13 protein-coding genes are annotated in these 15,239 nt (G+C 68.8%); 8 read left to right on the top strand and 5 right to left on the bottom strand.

Annotated features, from left to right (window positions below; all coding sequences use genetic code 11):
* Window positions 1–20 precede the first annotated feature (20 nt).
* The 5 genes from VN461_22055 (at window position 21) to VN461_22035 (ending at window position 6,150) form a co-directional block, all read left to right on the top strand.
* A complete protein-coding gene (locus tag VN461_22055) occupies window positions 21–1,370 on the top strand; it encodes an MFS transporter (protein ID HXB57461.1) in 1,350 nt (449 codons plus the stop codon).
* Window positions 1,367–3,268, top strand: a complete 1,902-nt coding sequence (locus VN461_22050; GenBank protein HXB57460.1) for an alpha-amylase family glycosyl hydrolase — start codon at window positions 1,367–1,369, stop codon at window positions 3,266–3,268. Before VN461_22055 ends, VN461_22050 begins: the two co-directional genes overlap by 4 nt.
* Window positions 3,268–3,759, top strand: a complete 492-nt coding sequence (locus VN461_22045; protein HXB57459.1) for an acyloxyacyl hydrolase — start codon at window positions 3,268–3,270, stop codon at window positions 3,757–3,759. The genes VN461_22050 and VN461_22045 overlap by 1 nt, the downstream gene beginning before the upstream one ends.
* A gap of 146 nt (window positions 3,760–3,905) precedes the next feature.
* Window positions 3,906–5,588: a sodium:solute symporter gene (locus VN461_22040; protein HXB57458.1), complete on the top strand. Its 1,683-nt coding sequence runs from the start codon at window positions 3,906–3,908 to the stop codon at window positions 5,586–5,588.
* Window positions 5,589–5,592: 4 nt separating this feature from the next.
* Window positions 5,593–6,150, top strand: a complete 558-nt coding sequence (locus tag VN461_22035) for a hypothetical protein (protein HXB57457.1) — start codon at window positions 5,593–5,595, stop codon at window positions 6,148–6,150.
* Here VN461_22035 and VN461_22030 read toward each other — a convergent pair.
* From VN461_22030 to VN461_22015, 4 genes are all read right to left on the bottom strand, one after another.
* On the bottom strand, window positions 6,147–6,611 hold the full coding sequence (locus tag VN461_22030; protein ID HXB57456.1) for a hypothetical protein: 465 nt from the start codon (window positions 6,609–6,611) through the stop codon (window positions 6,147–6,149). The two genes, VN461_22035 and VN461_22030, sit on opposite strands and share 4 nt — an antisense overlap.
* Before the next feature lie 302 nt (window positions 6,612–6,913).
* Window positions 6,914–8,413: a xylulokinase gene (xylB, locus tag VN461_22025; GenBank protein ID HXB57455.1), complete on the bottom strand. Its 1,500-nt coding sequence runs from the start codon at window positions 8,411–8,413 to the stop codon at window positions 6,914–6,916.
* A complete protein-coding gene (gene xylA / locus VN461_22020) occupies window positions 8,410–9,579 on the bottom strand; it encodes a xylose isomerase (GenBank protein ID HXB57454.1) in 1,170 nt (389 codons plus the stop codon). The genes xylB and xylA overlap by 4 nt, the downstream gene beginning before the upstream one ends.
* Window positions 9,580–9,742: 163 nt before the next feature.
* Complete coding sequence (locus tag VN461_22015) at window positions 9,743–11,023, bottom strand: glycoside hydrolase family 5 protein (protein HXB57453.1); 1,281 nt, start codon at window positions 11,021–11,023, stop codon at window positions 9,743–9,745.
* 163 nt (window positions 11,024–11,186) lie between these two features.
* Between VN461_22015 and VN461_22010 the strand changes: the two genes are divergently transcribed.
* Together VN461_22010 and VN461_22005 are read left to right on the top strand one after the other, a co-directional pair.
* A complete protein-coding gene (locus VN461_22010; GenBank protein ID HXB57452.1) occupies window positions 11,187–11,552 on the top strand; it encodes a VOC family protein in 366 nt (121 codons plus the stop codon).
* Between the two features lie 150 nt (window positions 11,553–11,702).
* Window positions 11,703–12,002, top strand: a complete 300-nt coding sequence (locus VN461_22005; GenBank protein HXB57451.1) for a hypothetical protein — start codon at window positions 11,703–11,705, stop codon at window positions 12,000–12,002.
* Window positions 12,003–12,089: 87 nt separating this feature from the next.
* Here the strand turns inward: VN461_22005 and VN461_22000 are convergent, their stop codons facing one another.
* Window positions 12,090–14,459, bottom strand: coding sequence for a glycoside hydrolase family 3 N-terminal domain-containing protein (locus VN461_22000; GenBank protein ID HXB57450.1), 2,370 nt, complete (start codon window positions 14,457–14,459; stop codon window positions 12,090–12,092).
* A gap of 322 nt (window positions 14,460–14,781) precedes the next feature.
* Between VN461_22000 and VN461_21995 the strand changes: the two genes are divergently transcribed.
* Window positions 14,782–15,084 carry a hypothetical protein gene (locus tag VN461_21995; protein HXB57449.1) on the top strand — a complete coding sequence of 101 codons (303 nt, stop codon included), beginning with the start codon at window positions 14,782–14,784 and terminating at the stop codon, window positions 15,082–15,084.
* Window positions 15,085–15,239 lie beyond the last annotated feature (155 nt).

Below are 15,239 nucleotides of genomic sequence, written 5' to 3'. Positions count from 1 at the left end.
CCTCCGCAGGAGGAGCTCGTATGGAGAGGCCGCAACTGAGCTTCTGGCAGATCTGGAACATGAGCTTCGGCTTCCTGGGCATCCAGTTCGGGTGGGGCCTGCAAATGGCGAACATGAGCGCCATCTACGAGTACCTGGGCGCCTCCCCGGACCAGATCCCCATGCTCTGGCTGGCCGCGCCCCTCACCGGCCTGCTCGTCCAGCCCGTCATCGGCAGCATGAGCGACCGAACCTGGGGTCGGCTGGGACGGCGGCGCCCCTACTTCCTGACCGGGGCTTTGCTCAGCTCCGCCGCCCTCCTGCTCATGCCCAACTCCGGGGCCTTGTGGATGGCGGCCGGCCTGCTCTGGATCCTGGACGCCTCCATCAACGTGAGCATGGAGCCCTTCCGCGCCTTCGTGGCCGACCTCCTGCCCGAGGACCAGCGCACCCGCGGCTTCGCCATGCAGAGCCTCTTCATCGGCCTGGGGGCTGCGGTGGCCTCCGCCCTCCCCTGGCTCATGACCCATCTCTTCGGCGTCGGGGGCGCGGGCGGGCCAATGCCGGGCATCCCCCTGAACGTGACGCTCTCGTTCTACCTGGGCGCGGTCGCCTTCCTGGGAGCGGTCCTCTGGACCATCGGGAGCACGAAGGAGTACCCGCCCGAGGACCTCGAGGCCTTTCGGCGCGGGCAGAGGGAGAAGGCGGGCCTCCTCGCGGGCACGCGGGAGATCCTCTCCGCGATCGCCCAGATGCCCTTGACCATGAGACGGCTGGGCTGGGTGCAGGTCTGCACCTGGTTCGGCTTGTACTGCATGTGGCTCTACTTCCCGGTGGCGGTGGCCCACAACATCTTTGGGGCCCCCGACCAGGCCTCGCCCCTCTACCACGAGGGGGTGGAGTGGGCGGGGGTGTGCTTCGCCGCCTACTCGGTGGTCTGCTTCGCCTTCTCCTTTGCCTTGCCCGCGATCGCGCGCGTCTTGGGCCGCCGCGCCACCCACACCCTGTGCCTGCTGGCGGGGGCGGCGGGTCTGCTCTCGGTGGGCGTGATCCACAGCAAGCTCCCCCTCCTTCTCTGCATGGCCGGGGTGGGCGTCGCCTGGGCCAGCACCCTCTCCATGCCCTACGCCATCCTGGCCGGCTCCATACCCCCCGCGCGCACCGGTACCTACATGGGCATCTTCAACTTCTTCATCGTCATTCCCGAGATCGTGGCCTCGTTCGGCTTCGGCTGGGTCATGCTCCACCTCCTCGCCAACAACCGCCTGGCCGCGGTGACGGTGGGGGGCGGCTCCATGGGGCTGGCTGCCCTCCTCATGCAGCGCGTCCGCGAGGACACCCCGGAGCGGGCGCCCGCCGGGCGGCCCGCCCTGGAGGGGGCCGCGAAGTGAAGGCCCGGCCGGGCCGGGGCCTTCCCCTCGTGCTCGTCCTGGCCGGCTTCGCCGCGGAGGGAGCGACGCTCGCCCCGGAGGTGGCGAAGGTGGAGCCGCCCGGCTGGTGGCCCCGCCATTCCATCGACCCCGTGAGGCTGCTGGTGCGGGGGCGGAACCTGGGGGGAGCGCGCGTGGAGGCCGCGGCCTCCGGGCTCCGGGCGAGGGCGACGGGGGTCAACGAGGCGGGGACCTACCTCTTCCTGGACGTGCACGTCGAGGCGGGGGCTGCCCCCGGGCCCCACCCGATCCGGATCCGCACCGCGGGCGGGGCGGCCGACGTGCCCTTCGACCTCCTTGCTCCGCTGCCGAAGGGGGGCCGCTTCCAGGGCTTCTCGCCGGACGACGTGGTCTACCTGGCCATGCCCGACCGGTTCGCCAACGGGGATCCGACCAACGACGACCCCCCCGCCTCGAAGGGGCTCTTCGACCGCCGCAAGGCGCGCTACTACCACGGGGGCGACCTGCAGGGGATCATCGACCACCTGCCTTACCTCAAGGACCTGGGCGTCACCGCGCTCTGGCTCACGCCCTGGTACGACAACGCCAACCAGCTGAACCAGCGCGAGCGCTACCAGAACGAAGCCATCACCGACTATCACGGCTATGGCGCCACCGATTTCTACGGGGTGGAGGAGCACTTTGGGACCCTGGCCAAGCTCAAGGAGCTGGTGGAGGCCGCCCACGGACGGGGGATCAAGGTCATCCAGGACCAGGTCGCCAACCACACCGGCCCCTATCATCCTTGGGTGAGGGACCCTCCCACCCCCACCTGGTACAACGGCACCGAGGCGCGGCACCTCGCCAACACCTGGCAGACCTGGACCCTGCCCGACCCCCACGCCACCCCGGAGCTGCAAAAGGCCACGCTCCAGGGCTGGTTCATCGACATCCTGCCCGACCTCAATCAGGACGACCCCGAGGCGGCCCGCTACCTGATTCAGAACGCGCTCTGGTGGGTGGGCATGACGGGCCTGGACGCCATCCGCCAGGACACCCTGCCCTACGTGCCCCGTCGCTTCTGGCGCGAGTGGACGGCCGCGCTCAAACGCGAGTACCCCAAGCTCACGGTGGTGGGGGAGGTCTCCGACGGCGACCCCGCCCTGGTCTCGTTCTTCCAAGGAGGCGCGGCCCGCCTGGACGGGATCGACACCGGAGTGGACACCCTGTTCGACTACCCCCTCTACTACAAGGTTCGGGAGGCGTTCGCCCGCGGGAAGCCCCTCCCCGCAGTGGCCGCGATGCTGGCCCACGACCATCTGTACCGCGATCCCGCCCTCCTCATGACCTTCCTGGGCCTGCACGACGTGTCCCGGTTCATGAACGAGCCGGGGGCGAGCGTTCGCGGGCTTTGCCTGGCCTACACCTTCCTGATGACCGCCCGCGGGACCCCCCTGGTCTACTACGGGGACGAGATCGGCATGGCCGGCGGCGACGACCCCGACAACCGCCGCGATTTCCCGGGCGGCTGGAGGGACGACCCGCGGAGCGCGTTCCTGGACGCGGGCCGAAGCCCCGACGAGCAGGCGGTCTTCTCTCACCTGCGGAGGCTCCTCCACCTGCGCGCGGAGCTCCCCGCTCTGCGCCGCGGCTCCATGGCCAACCTGGCCTTGGGCGAGCACAGCTGGGCCTATGCCCGCGTGGCCAACGGCCAGGGGGTCCTCGTCTTCCTCAACAACGGAGAAGACGCGGCGGAGATCGACGCCCCCGCTGCACCCGCCGGCCTCGTCGAGGGCGCCCTCCTTGAGGATCGGCTGGGGGCCGCCCCCTCGCTGCGGGTTGTGGGCGGGCGCCTCCGGGTCTCCCTGCCCGGCTGGTCGGGTGCGATCTACTCCCGCAAGCCCGCGCCCACGCCTTGATGCGGGCTTCCCTCCGCGCGGCGGGGCTCACTCTGGCCGCGGCCGGCCTGGCCGGAGGAGCGATGGCCGGAGAGCCCTCCGTCCTCGACATCTCGGGGGGGGCCTACGACGCCAACAAGAGGCGGGCTCCGGCGGCCGAGTTCGGCCTTCAGTACCGGTCCGGGGGAACGCTCTTCATCCTGCACGCGATGGCGGGGGCCATGGTCACGACGAACGGGGCCTTGAACGCCTATGGAGGATTCAGCTTCGATCTGCCCCTGGGCCGGGCCCCCGTGGTGCGCCTCAGCTTCGCCCCCGGCTACTACCGCGCGGGAGGCGGCAAGGACCTCGGCTATCCCCTCGAGTTCCGCTCCGGAATAGAGCTGGGGTGGCGCTTCCACGACTGGCGGGTGGGGGTGGAGCTCTACCACCTCTCCAACGCGAGCCTGGCCCGCCACAACCCCGGGGAGGAGAGCCTCATCTTGACCCTCGCCTTTCCCCTACATTTCTGACTACGCCCCCTCCCGAACTCGGTCGAACCACTCGTTGAGATTCCGGGGCCCGCTGATATAGAGTTCGCCATCCCGCAAGTGGATGGCCGCACGACCGTCCGGGGCGGAGGATAGGGATCCCGACCCTCGTCGCGCAGGAGGCAGCCATGCTCGTCGCCGCCGCCGCCGTGAGCCACCGGAGCCTGGAGACCCTGGACATCGTCATCATCGGGGTCTACTTCCTGATCATCTTCGGGATCGGCTTCTACTTCTCGCGCAAGGAGCGGACCTCGGAGGACTACTTCCTGGCCAGCCGCCACGTGGGCTGGTTCGCGATCGGGGCCTCCCTCTTCGTCTCCAACATCTCAACCGAGCACTTCATCGGGCTGGCCGGCTCGGGGGCCACCTCGGGCCTGGCCGTGGGCCATTTCGAGTGGCTGGCCTGCGTGATCCTCCTCATCCTGGGCTGGGTCTTCGTCCCCTTCTATCTGCGCTCCAACGTCTTCACCATGCCCGAGTTCCTGGAGCGCCGGTTCAGCCGCCAGTGCAGCATCTATCTGGCCAGCATATCCATCCTGGCCTACATCTTCACCAAGATCTCCGTACACCTCTACGCGGCCGCGATCGTGCTGGAGCGGGTGGTCGGCTGGAACCCCATGACGGCGGCGGTGCTGCTGGTGGTCGCCACCGGCATCTACACCGTGGCCGGGGGCCTGGCCGCCGTCATCTACACCGATCTGGTCCAGACCCTGATCCTCCTCGCCGGGGCCATCGCTCTCACCTGGATTGGCCTCGACCAGGTAGGCGGGTTCTCCGCCCTCCGGGCGGCGCTGCCCGCCGACTACTTCAGCATGATCAAGCCCATGGACCACCCGGAGTTCCCCTGGACGGGGATCTTCCTGGGCGCCCCCATCCTGGGCATCTGGTATTGGTGCACGGACCAGGTGATCGTGCAGCGGGTGCTCTCCGCCAAGGACGAGGGGCACGCCAAGGCGGGCACCATCTTCGCGGGCTTTCTGAAGGTGCTGCCCGTCTTCATCCTGGTCCTTCCCGGTCTCATCGCGGTCGCCCTCTATCCCCAGCTCTTCAAGATGGTGAACGGCCATGTCACCAACGGAGACATTGCCTACCCCACCCTGGTGGTCAGCCTTCTTCCCACCGGCCTCGTCGGCCTGATGATCGCGGCCCTGCTGGCCGCCCTTATGGGGGCCATGAGCTCGGTCTTCAATTCCGCCTCAACCATGGTCACCCTCGACTTCTACAAGCGCCTCAAGCCCGACGCCTCGGACCGCCAGCTGGTGGGCTTCGGCCGCCTGGCCACCGGAGTCATGGTCGTGCTGGGGATCCTCTGGGTGCCCTTCATCCATCTCTTGAGCTCGCAGCTGTACATCTACCTGCAGAGCGTGCAGGCCTATATCAGCCCGCCCATCGCGGTCTGCTTCATCTTCGGCATCCTATGGCCCCGCCTCAACGGCACGGGGGCCATCAGCTCCCTGCTCGTGGGCTTCGTCCTGGGGTCGGTCCGTTTCGTCTTCGAGGTCCTGGATCGGAGCCGCCACTTCGACTCCCCGGCCATCCGCTGGCTGGTGGACATGAACTTCCTCCACTACGCGATCCTCATGTTCTGGCTCTGTGCGGCCGTGCTCGTGGGGGTGAGCTACCTGGGCCCCGCGCCCGAGCGCAAGAAGCTGGCCGGGCTCACCTTCGCGACCGTGGACGAGAAGCTCGACACCACCCCGGTCAAAGGACCGAAGTTGGATAGGGAAACCGCGCGGGAGCACAAATTGAACGTGTTCTTCACGGGCCTGCTCCTAGCCACCGTGGTCGGCCTCTGGATCTACTTCCGGTGAACGCATGGCGGTCATAACAAGCCTGAGACCCAACCTCTCCCGCGCGGAAGCGATCGAGGCGTTCCGGGAGGGGTGGGGGGGGCGGCTGGGCGGGGGGGAACTGCGCTCGGTGGCGGAGGCCTTCGTGCCCTTCCGTCTATACGAGGTCGTGGTCCAAAACGGCTCCCGCCGCCAGCGTTCCTGGTTCGCCTTGGACGCGGTCGCCGGGCTCCTCGATCCCTACCAGTTTGAGGGGCCGCCGGCGCCGAAGGAGCTCCTCTCCCTGGAGACGCGCAACCGGCCGGAGCCCGCGCTCGACGAGGCGGCGGGGCGCCGGCGGCTGGAGGACATGCTGCGGCGCCTCGTGTTCCAGAGCGGGTTCTTCCGCGTCCGGGGCCTGGAGTTCCGCCTGGAGCGGGTCCCTCTGGACTTGCACGTCCCCTATTGGATCGGCCTCTACGGGACGACGGGAGTCCGACGCCTCCGCGTCCTGGACGCGGTGCGGCGTCGCTTCGAGGGGGGCAAGGCCCGCGCGCTCTTCGAGGGCTGGCTCACCGCCTCGCCCGAGGCGGGTTGCCCCTAGCGGTTGATCTCGCGGATCGTCCAGCCGTCCTGCACCCGGTCCAGGAGGAGAGTCTGCGGGAAGCTCGCGATCATGGAGCTGTCGATGGTGTCCCGCCTCATGAGCCGCACCGTGGCCTGCCGGACCTGGACCTGGATGGACTGGATGGTGATCTTCACGACCTGGGACTGGACGCTACTGAAGGCCTTCTGGAGCCGCGACTCCTCCTCCTTGGTCAGGTTGGGCTTGACGGTTCGGAACAGGCCCAGGTCCTTGTGCTCGATGGCCCGGGCATAGTCGCCGAGGAGCTTGCGGACCGCGGTCTCGTCGGGGGACTCCGGGCCAGTGGCGGCCGCGACATCGGGCAGGTGGATCGAAGGCTCGGCCCAAGCCAGCACCGGGCTCAGGAGGACGAGGGAGAGGGCCCAGACAAGGAGCCGCCTCTCGTCCCATCGCCTCCCGGATTCCGCGGTGCAAGCCATCCCGGCCCCTAACCTACGCAGGAATCATACCAGTGCGCTCACGCCCCCGGCGTCCCAGGAGAGCCGGGCGGATCGCCGCCGGGTCGCTCTCCCGAACCAAATCAGAGTTGAGGATCGCTTTTGGCTGTAATGAGTTATGGGGCTCGTTCAAGGGTTTGGGGGGCGCTCAGAGCAGGCGGCACCTCCCTGCCAACGGACAAGGCTGCCGCCGGGGGGCCGGCGACGGCCAGTTGCCGGACCAAGGGGGGCTCGACGTCGTCTCCCCCGAAGTAGAGGGCCCGGGTGGAAGGCCAGGGGTGGGCTCAGGCGCCGAGCCTGGCGAAGGTGGGGCTCAGGGCGGGATAGAGCTCGCGGAAGCGGGGGTAAAGCTCCTCATAGGCGCCGGCCCACGCGGGCTCGGGCTCGTCGCGGCCGCTGATCGCGATGACCGCCTCGCAGGCGGCGTCGACGCTCGGCCAGTTCTCCGCTCCCACCCCGGCCAGAAGGGCCGCCCCGTAGGCGGCGCCCTCGCTGCTGTTGACGGTCACGAGCTCGACGCCCAGGACGCTGGCCATGATGCGTCGCCACAGCGAGCTTCGGGCCCCGCCCCCGGCGACCCGCACCTGCCGTACCTCGGCCAGTCCCGCGCCCTTGAGCAATTCGAAGCAATCGCGCATCGAGAAGGCGACGCCCTCCAGGATGCAACGGGTGAGGTGGGAGCGTCGGTGCCTCAGGGTGAGGCCCACAAAAGAGCCGCGGGCGAGGGGGTCGGGATAGGGCGTGCGCTCGCCTGAGAGATAAGGAAGGAAGACGAGGCCGTCGCTGCCGGCTGGAGCCGCCTCTGCTTCCTGGACCAGGGTCTCAAAGGCGGTTCCCGGCGCGAGCGTGTCGCGGTACCACTGGAGGCTGCCCGCGGCGGAGAGCGTGACTCCCATGAAGTGCCAGCGCCCGGGCACGGCGTGGCAGAGTGCGTGGAGTCGGCCCTCGGGCTCGACCAGAGCGCGCGGAGTGGTGGCAAAGACCACCCCCGAGGTGCCGAGGGTCAGGGCCACCACTCCCGGTTTGACCGCTCCCGCACCCACCGCTCCCGCCGACTGATCTCCCCCCCCCGCCATCACCGGCGTTCCCTCGAGAAGACCGGTCTCGCCCGCCGCCTTCCTTGTCACCCTCCCCGTGACCTCCGGTCCCTCGAAGGTTCTGGGCAGCCAAGCGGCGGGGATCTCGAGGCGGTCCAGCACCCGGGGAGACCAGGCCCGCGCCGCCAGGTCGAAGAGCAGCGTTCCCGAGCCGTCGGCCTTGTCCATGGCCGCTTCCCCGCTCAGGCGCAGGCGGACGTAGTCCTTGGGCAGGAGCACCAGCCGCACCCGCGCATAGACGGCGGGCTCGTGCTTCCGGACCCAGAGGATCTTGGGCGCGGTGAAGCCGGTGAGGGCGTCGTTTCCCGTGACCTCGACGAGGGCCGCCCTCCCGCCCATCCGCGAGCGGATCTCCTCGCACTCGGCTTGCGTGCGCTGATCGTTCCAGAGAATCGCCGGCCGCAGCACCCGCTCCGCCTCGTCGAGGAGGACGAGGCCGTGCATCTGGCCGGTGAGCCCCACCGCGGCGACATCCTTGCCCGCCGCCGGGGCGGCGGCCAGGGCGGCGCGAATGCTGGCCGTCGCTCCCGCCCACCACGCCTGGGGGTCCTGCTCCGACCAGAGCGGCCTCGGGGTCTCCAGGGTGAGGGGCGTGGTGGCGCTCGCGGCCACCTTCCCCGCCCCGTCCACGAGCAGGGCCTTGACGCCCGTGGTGGAGACGTCGACGCCGAGGAAGAGGCGCTTCACCGGACGCCGAGGATGACCTCGATGGTGAGCTGATCGAGCCTTTCGTAGGCGAGCCCGCGGGCCCCGAGCCCCCGGCGGTCGAAGCTCGCGGCCTTGAGCGCCTCCGCCGCGGCCCGGCTGTAGCCATCGAGCGCGGGCAGTCCGTCGCTGGGCAGGCCGGAGTGCTCGCGGAGCAGGGCCTGGATCTCCTTGTCCTCGTTCCAGCGCCGGCCCTTGTCCTTGTAGATGAGATAGCTGCGCATGCTCGCGCGCGCGAAGTCCTTCACCCCATCCACGTCTTCGGTGCGGTAGGCATGGGAGTCGAAGTGCCGGCTGCCCTGGTAGCCGACATCCTCCAGGAACTTCACGAGGAAGAAGCAGGACTTCAAGGAGTGGGAGCCGAAGCGCAGATCCTGGTCGTAGCGGCCGAAGGCCTGGTCGTTGAGGTCGATGTGAAAGAGCTTCCCCGCGTCCCAGGCCTGGGCGATGGCGTGGGTGAAGTTGAGGCCCGACATGTGCTCGTGGGCGAGCTCGGGGTTCACGCCCACCATCTCCGGGTGGTCGAGGGTCTCGATGAAGGCCAGGATGGAGCCGGTGGTGGGAAGGTAGATGTCGTGCCGGGGCTCGTTGGGCTTGGCCTCGAGGGCGAACACGAGGTCGTACTTCTGGTCTTTCACGTAGTGGGTCAAGAAGTTCAACCCCTCGCGGTAGCGTTTCAAGGCCTCGAGCGGGTTCTTGCTGGCATCCGTCTCCACGCCCTCCCGGCCGCCCCAGAACACGTAGACCTTGGCTCCCAGCTCCACCCCGAGGTCGATGGAGCGCATCGTCTTCTGCAGGCCGTAGGCCCGGACCCGGGCGTCGTTGGCGGTGAAGGCGCCGTCCTTGAACGCGGGGTCCGAGAACAGGTTCGTGGTGGCCATCGGGACCTTGATGCCGGTCGCCTCCAGCGCCTTCCGGAACTCGCGGACGATCGTGTCGCGCTCCCGGGCGGAGGCCTCGATGGGCACGAGGTCGTTGTCATGGAAGTTCACGCCGTAAGCCCCGACCTCCGCCAGCAGGTGGACGAGCTCAACGGGGGTGAGCAGGGGCCGTACGGGCTCCCCGAACGGGTCACGGCCCGTATTGCCGACCGTCCAGAGGCCGAAGGTGAACTTGTGCTCGGGCCGCGGCTGGTAAGGGTCACTCACGTTGCCTCCTTGTCCTCATCTTCGTCGGCCGAGGCACCGACCGACCTCGGCACCGGGGATGTCCGACCTCTGAGGGCCACGGGCTCGGTCCGGGTTCGGGGCCGCCCTTCGGGGTACAGGGGTCTTGTACCGCACATTGGCCTTCGCGGTCGACCGCCCGAGATCAGGGCCGGGGCGAGGGGGCGGCTTCGTCCCCCCGGAGGCCCAACGCCTTTCGGTAGCCGTCGTTGAGGCGGCAGTTTTCGAAACGGATGTTGGCGAGGAAGGCGCCCAGGACGGCCCGTGACCTGACCAAGGGGGGGCGGATCTTGGCATTCGCCTCGAAATCGGCGGTGCGGTGGGTCGCGTAGGCCACGATCTCGTCCCAACCCTCGGGGGCCGCGATGGAGGCCAGGCAGCTCGGGGCGACGAGCTTCTTGTAGGGCCAGAAGCACCATCCGATGCCGTGCCGTTCGGCGAGCCGGCGGCAGGCATCGATCCACTCGTCGGTGTTCTCCCCCGTTTCCCCGAGCCAGAGCGGCACCCGGTAGCGTTCCCGGAAGTCGAGGAAGGGGCGCAGGGATGCGTCATCCGTCGGGCTCCAATACTTGTGGAAGGTGTAAACGAGATTCGGCGCGAAGGGAGGCCCGAAGACCGAGAAGTCGGTGTCCCAATTGGCGCCCCCCAGAAAGATCACGTGGTGGGCGTCCACCTCCCGGATCCCGGCCACCGCCTTGCGATAGAACGCCTCGAGCCGCGCCTTGTAGGGAGCGTAGGCCGGCACGTTGGGGATCGGCTCGTTCAGGAGGTCATAGCCCAAGACGGCGGCCTCGTCACGATAGCGCTCGGCCAGCCTTCGCCACACCGCGATCGCCCGGGCCTCGCTCTCCTCGCTCTCGAATAGGAAGGGGTGGCCCCAGCTGTTGTCGATGTTGCGGCCGGTCTGGCCTCCGGGCGCGGCGTGCATGTCCAGCACCACCAGCAGCCCCTCGTCGCGACACCATTCGATGAGCTGGTCGAGCCGAGCGAAGCCGGCCTCCAGCCAGACTCGGGAATCCTCCTCCGGGGTGAGGACCCGGTAGTCGAAGGGGACGCGCACGGAGTCGATGCCGATCTTCTTCAGATAATGGATGTCGCTCCGCGTCACGTAGGCGTCTTGAAAGTCCCGCCAGAAGGACCGGGCGGCGTCGGGTCCGATGAGCTCGGCCACCAACTCCTGGATCTGCCGCGGAGACTGGGGGCCCTTCTGGAGCCGCCACATGTAGCCCTCGGGGAGCAGCCAGTTGCCGAGGTTGATCCCCTTGAGGCGGAGCGGGGTGCCGTCCGCGGCCACGAGCTCTCGGCCTTGGGCGCGGGCGAAGCGCGAGGGGGTTGGGCCCTCCTGGCCGTAGAGGGGTCCCATGAGCGCGAGCAGGACAACCAGCGGGGCGAGGGGGCGGCGGAGACCGGCCAGGCACGATTCCACGACCGAGATTGTAAACCGCGGGACCACCCCTGAGGGCCGGGTTAGGGCACCCGAGCCCAGTCGCCAAACCGTCGTCCAAGCGTCACATTCGGTCTGCAGAGTCTGTGTAAAAGTGTAAGAGAAGATATGGGGGGCACTTGTCCAACCGGTTGGAGGAGAAGCCATGGCGAATCCTTTTGTACACGTGGAGCTGAGCTGCACCGATGTCGGCAAGGCTAAGACTTTCTACGGGAAGCTGTTTGACTGGAAGCTCGAGGACGTCCCGATGGGAAGCGGCGGCAGCTACACCATGATCAATGTGGGCCAGGGAACGGGGGGTGGAATCATGAAGAATCCGGTTCCCGGGCGCCCGTCGGCCTGGCTCGCCTACGTCGAGGTCGGCGACGTCGAAGCCGCCACCAAGAAGGCAAAATCCCTGGGCGCCACCGTCATGCAGGATGTGACCGAGGTGCCGGGTATGGGTTGGTTCAGCGTCATCGTCGACCCGACCGGCGCGGCCCTGGGTCTCTGGAAGCCAAAGGGGGCTTAATAAGGTCTCCTGCCATCAGCATGGACGACGGCTCGCTGGGCTCGGGGGAGATCGTCCCTCCCCCGACGCCCACGGGGAACCCTGGGGCTCGGCCCGGGGGACCCAGGCAAGCTGGGTGGTACTCTTGGGGCACAGGGCGGAGCGGGGTCGTTGCGACTCGAGCCGAACCTGGGGAGGATCGCTACGGGCTCACCCTCGAAGCCGCCGCTGAACTCCGAGCTTCTGGAGGCCGTCGACCGCGCGCTCCGGGGGGACTGGCAAGGGGCGCACGGGATCGTCCAGGACCACGAGACGAACGCCTTCGCGAATTGGATCCACGCCGTGGTCCACCGCTTTGAAGGCGACCTCGACAACGCCCGCTACTGGTACGGCCGCTGCCAGCGGCCTTACCGGGAGGACGTCCCGCCCGAGGTCGAGATCAAAGAGATCCGGGACGCGCTCTCACCGTGACCCCGGCTCGTCGCGCGACGCCTCCGCCCCAATCCTTCAGGTAAGCGGTCAATCGCCTCCCCGCCCCGCGTCTGGCTTGATCGGGGCTTACGGGTGGGGGGGGAGGGCCCGCGGATCCAGCACCTCGAGGGGGGTGGTGGTCACGCTCGCCGAGCTCGTCCCCACCATCACGTCGAACACTCCCGGCTCGACCACCCGGGTCATGTTCTCGTCCAGCAGGCTCAAGGCCTCCGGGCCCAGGGTGAAGACCACGCTCTTCCGCTCCCCCGGCGCCAGGCCGACGCGCTCGAAGCCCCGTAGCTCCTTCACCGGCCGGGTGACCGAGGCCACGCGTTGATGGATGTAGAGCTGCACGACCTCGTCGCCGGCGCGCGACCCCGTGTTGGTCACCTCCACCGTGACCGTGGCCCGGCCGGCGGGTCCGATCTTGGCGGGGGCCACGGTGGGGTTCCCCAGAACGAAGGTCGTGTAGCTGAGGCCGTGGCCGAAGGGGAAGAGGGGTTCGCGGGGCAGGTCGAGGTAGGGGCGGAACGAGGTGGGCTTGCGGTCGTAGTACACAGGAAGCTGCCCCACGTGGCGCGGGATCGAGATGGGGAGCTTGCCCCCCGGGTTGACGTCGCCGAAGAGCACCTCCCCCACCGCCGTGCCCCCTTCCTGGCCGAGGTAGAAGCACTCTAGGATGGCGGGGACGGCCCCCGCGAGGCGGGGACTGGCCACCGGCCGCCCGTTCACGAGCACGGCCACGATCGGCCGTCCCGTGCCGCGCACGGCTTCCAGGAGCTCCTCCTGCTGGCCCATGAACCCGAGATCCGCCACGTCCCCGAGGTGGGTGTCGCTCCAGGCCTCGCGGGAGGTGGACTCGTTGGTGCCGAGCACGAGGACGACGGCGTCCGCTTCCCGGGCCGTGCGGACCGCCTGCGCGATGCGCTGACGGTTTGCCGCGGGATCGCCCAGCACTACCTGGTCCTTGTTCCAGTCGGGAGGCGACTCCGTGATGCGGGTGCCTTCGGCATAGAGCACGCGGATGGTGGAGCCGGCCTTGGCCTGGATCCCGGACAGCACATCCACCCCCCGGCCGGGATCGTTCGAATAGCCGCCGAGGTGCACGCCCTTGGCGTTGGGACCGATGACGGCAATCGTCCGCAGGCGCTTGCGGTCGAGGGGGAGCAGGCCGTCCTGGTTCTTGAGCAGGACGATCGCCCGGCGGGCGGCCTCGAGCGCCTGGGCCTGGTGCTCGGGAGCGTTGCTCAGAGCGGCGGCTCGGTCGGGATCGACGTAGGGGTCCTCGAAGAGGCCGGCTAGGAACTTCGCCCGCAGGATGCGGGCCACGGCCCGGTCGAGGGCGGCCTCGGGGATGCGCCCCTCCTTGACGAGCGCGACCAGCGTCCCGTAGGCCTCGACGTCGGGAAGCTCCACGTCCACCCCCGCCTGCAAGGCCTGTCGGGCAGCGTCTCCCAGATCGGCGGCGACGCCGTGGCGGCTCGCCAGCTGGGGGATCGCGTAGTAGTCGGAGACCACGATGCCGCGGAAGCCCCACTCCTGGCGAAGAACGCGGCCGAGGAGCCACGAGTTCTTGTGGGAGGGGAGACCATCGAGCTCGTTATAGGAGGGCATGACCGCCATCACGTCCGCCTCCGTGACCGCGGCCTGGAAGGGGAGCAGGTACTGCTCGCGCACAACCCGCTCCGAGAAGTTGGAGGGGGCGGTGTTGATGCCGCCCTCGTTCGGCCCGTGGACGGCGAAATGCTTGGCGGTCGCGAAGACCTTGTCCGGGGCCAACGTTTGACCCAGGCCCTGATAGCCGCGGATCGCGGCCACCCCGAGTCGGGCCACCAGATAAGGGTCCTCCCCGTAGGTCTCTTCGGTGCGGCCCCAGCGCGGGTCCCGGGCGAGGTCGAGCACGGGGGAGAGAACCTCGTGGACTCCTCGGGCCCGGGCCTCCCGGGCCGCCACGCCCATCACCCGCTGCATTAGGGCGGGGTCCCAGGCGCTGGCCAGGGCCAGGGGCACCGGGAAATGCGTGGCGCGGGGGGCGGCGAGGCCGTGGAGCGCCTCCTCGTGGGTGAGGGCGGGGATGCCGAGCCGGGTGTTCTCGAGGAGCCACTTTTGGACGGCGTTGACGAAGACCGCGCTCTCCCGGGGCCCCAGGGTGACTCTCTGGGGCTTCTCGCGGAGCTCGCTCGGCCGGGCCAGCTGGCCGATCCCGTGGGCGAGCGTGGGCCCGCCGCGCTCAGGGTCGAAGCGCCCATCATCGCTCGAGATCCGGTCTTTCCCTCTCCAGAGGGCGAGCGTCTGAGCGGCCTTCTCCTCGAGCGTCATCCGCGCCAGGAGGTCGGAGACGCGGCGATCCACGGGCATCCGGGGATCCTTGTAGACGGGCTGTTCGGGGGCCACGGCGGCAAGAGACGTGACCGAGATCCCGATGACGACGGCGGAGCGGCGCAGCGATCGGACCATGGTCTTGTGATCAGGAAGGCGCCGCCGAGTATACCAGCCCCGAGCGTCTTCGCCGCACCACCAGGGAAGGAAGATTTCGCAGGCTCTGCGGTAGCATCGCACCCGGAGGGGGGATGACCCACTGGAGTGAGGGAAGCCGCAACGCTAGCACCTTGTAGAAATCGCTCGCCGTCCAGAGCCCCCACCTCTAAGGCTCGCCCTTGCCCGCCGTCGATGCGTCCCTCAAGTAACTGCCGGATCAGCGAAAAGGGCAACCAGCGCGCTCTCCGTGAACCGGCACGCGCCTTGCTTCCTCAATCGAGTAGAGATGAGGAGGAAGCAAATGAACAACCCAAACAAGGGATGGCTAAAGATTCCGCTATTGGCGGGTTTCATTCTGGCGGCAGCCCCAAGCGCGTGGGCGACGGTCTACGTCCGCATTCAACCGCCAGACGTGCGGATCGAAAACCACGACGATCGGAACGGGTACGTTTGGCAGTCGGGCTATTGGCGCTGGCACCGGCAGCACCATGAGTGGACGGCCGGACATTTCGCGCGCGACAAACGCGGCCGTCACTGGACCGATGGTCGTTGGGACCACAACGATCGCGGCTATTACTGGGTTGGCGGTCGCTGGGAACGCTAGCCCCGGGCACTAGCCCGGAAGTGCCTCCCGAGCCGAGCGCTCGGAAGGCTTCGATCTCATCCTGCGGGTGTCGGGCTGTGCATTCCTGATCTTGAAATGGCACCCGCGGGCGCCGATGTCTCAAGGCCACGCTCCCCTTGGGCGGCCCTCCTATG

This window comes from Vicinamibacteria bacterium (genome assembly GCA_035570235.1).
Lineage (GTDB): Bacteria > Acidobacteriota > Vicinamibacteria > Fen-336 > Fen-336 > DATMML01.
This window is presented reverse-complemented; position numbering and strand designations above follow the sequence as displayed.

Bases quoted from the DNA above. Each gene is read 5' to 3' on its own strand.
- VN461_22055 (HXB57461.1), top strand. From the start codon at position 21: ATGGAGAGGCCGCAACTGAGCTTCTGGCAGATCTGGAACATGAGCTTC.
- VN461_22010 (HXB57452.1), top strand. From the start codon at position 11,187: ATGGCGAATCCTTTTGTACACGTGGAGCTGAGCTGCACCGATGTCGGC.
- VN461_21995 (HXB57449.1), top strand. From the start codon at position 14,782: ATGAACAACCCAAACAAGGGATGGCTAAAGATTCCGCTATTGGCGGGT.
- VN461_22045 (HXB57459.1), top strand. From the start codon at position 3,268: ATGCGGGCTTCCCTCCGCGCGGCGGGGCTCACTCTGGCCGCGGCCGGC.
- VN461_22035 (HXB57457.1), top strand. From the start codon at position 5,593: ATGGCGGTCATAACAAGCCTGAGACCCAACCTCTCCCGCGCGGAAGCG.
- VN461_22030 (HXB57456.1), bottom strand. From the start codon at position 6,611: ATGGCTTGCACCGCGGAATCCGGGAGGCGATGGGACGAGAGGCGGCTC.
- VN461_22000 (HXB57450.1), bottom strand. From the start codon at position 14,459: ATGGTCCGATCGCTGCGCCGCTCCGCCGTCGTCATCGGGATCTCGGTC.
- VN461_22040 (HXB57458.1), top strand. From the start codon at position 3,906: ATGCTCGTCGCCGCCGCCGCCGTGAGCCACCGGAGCCTGGAGACCCTG.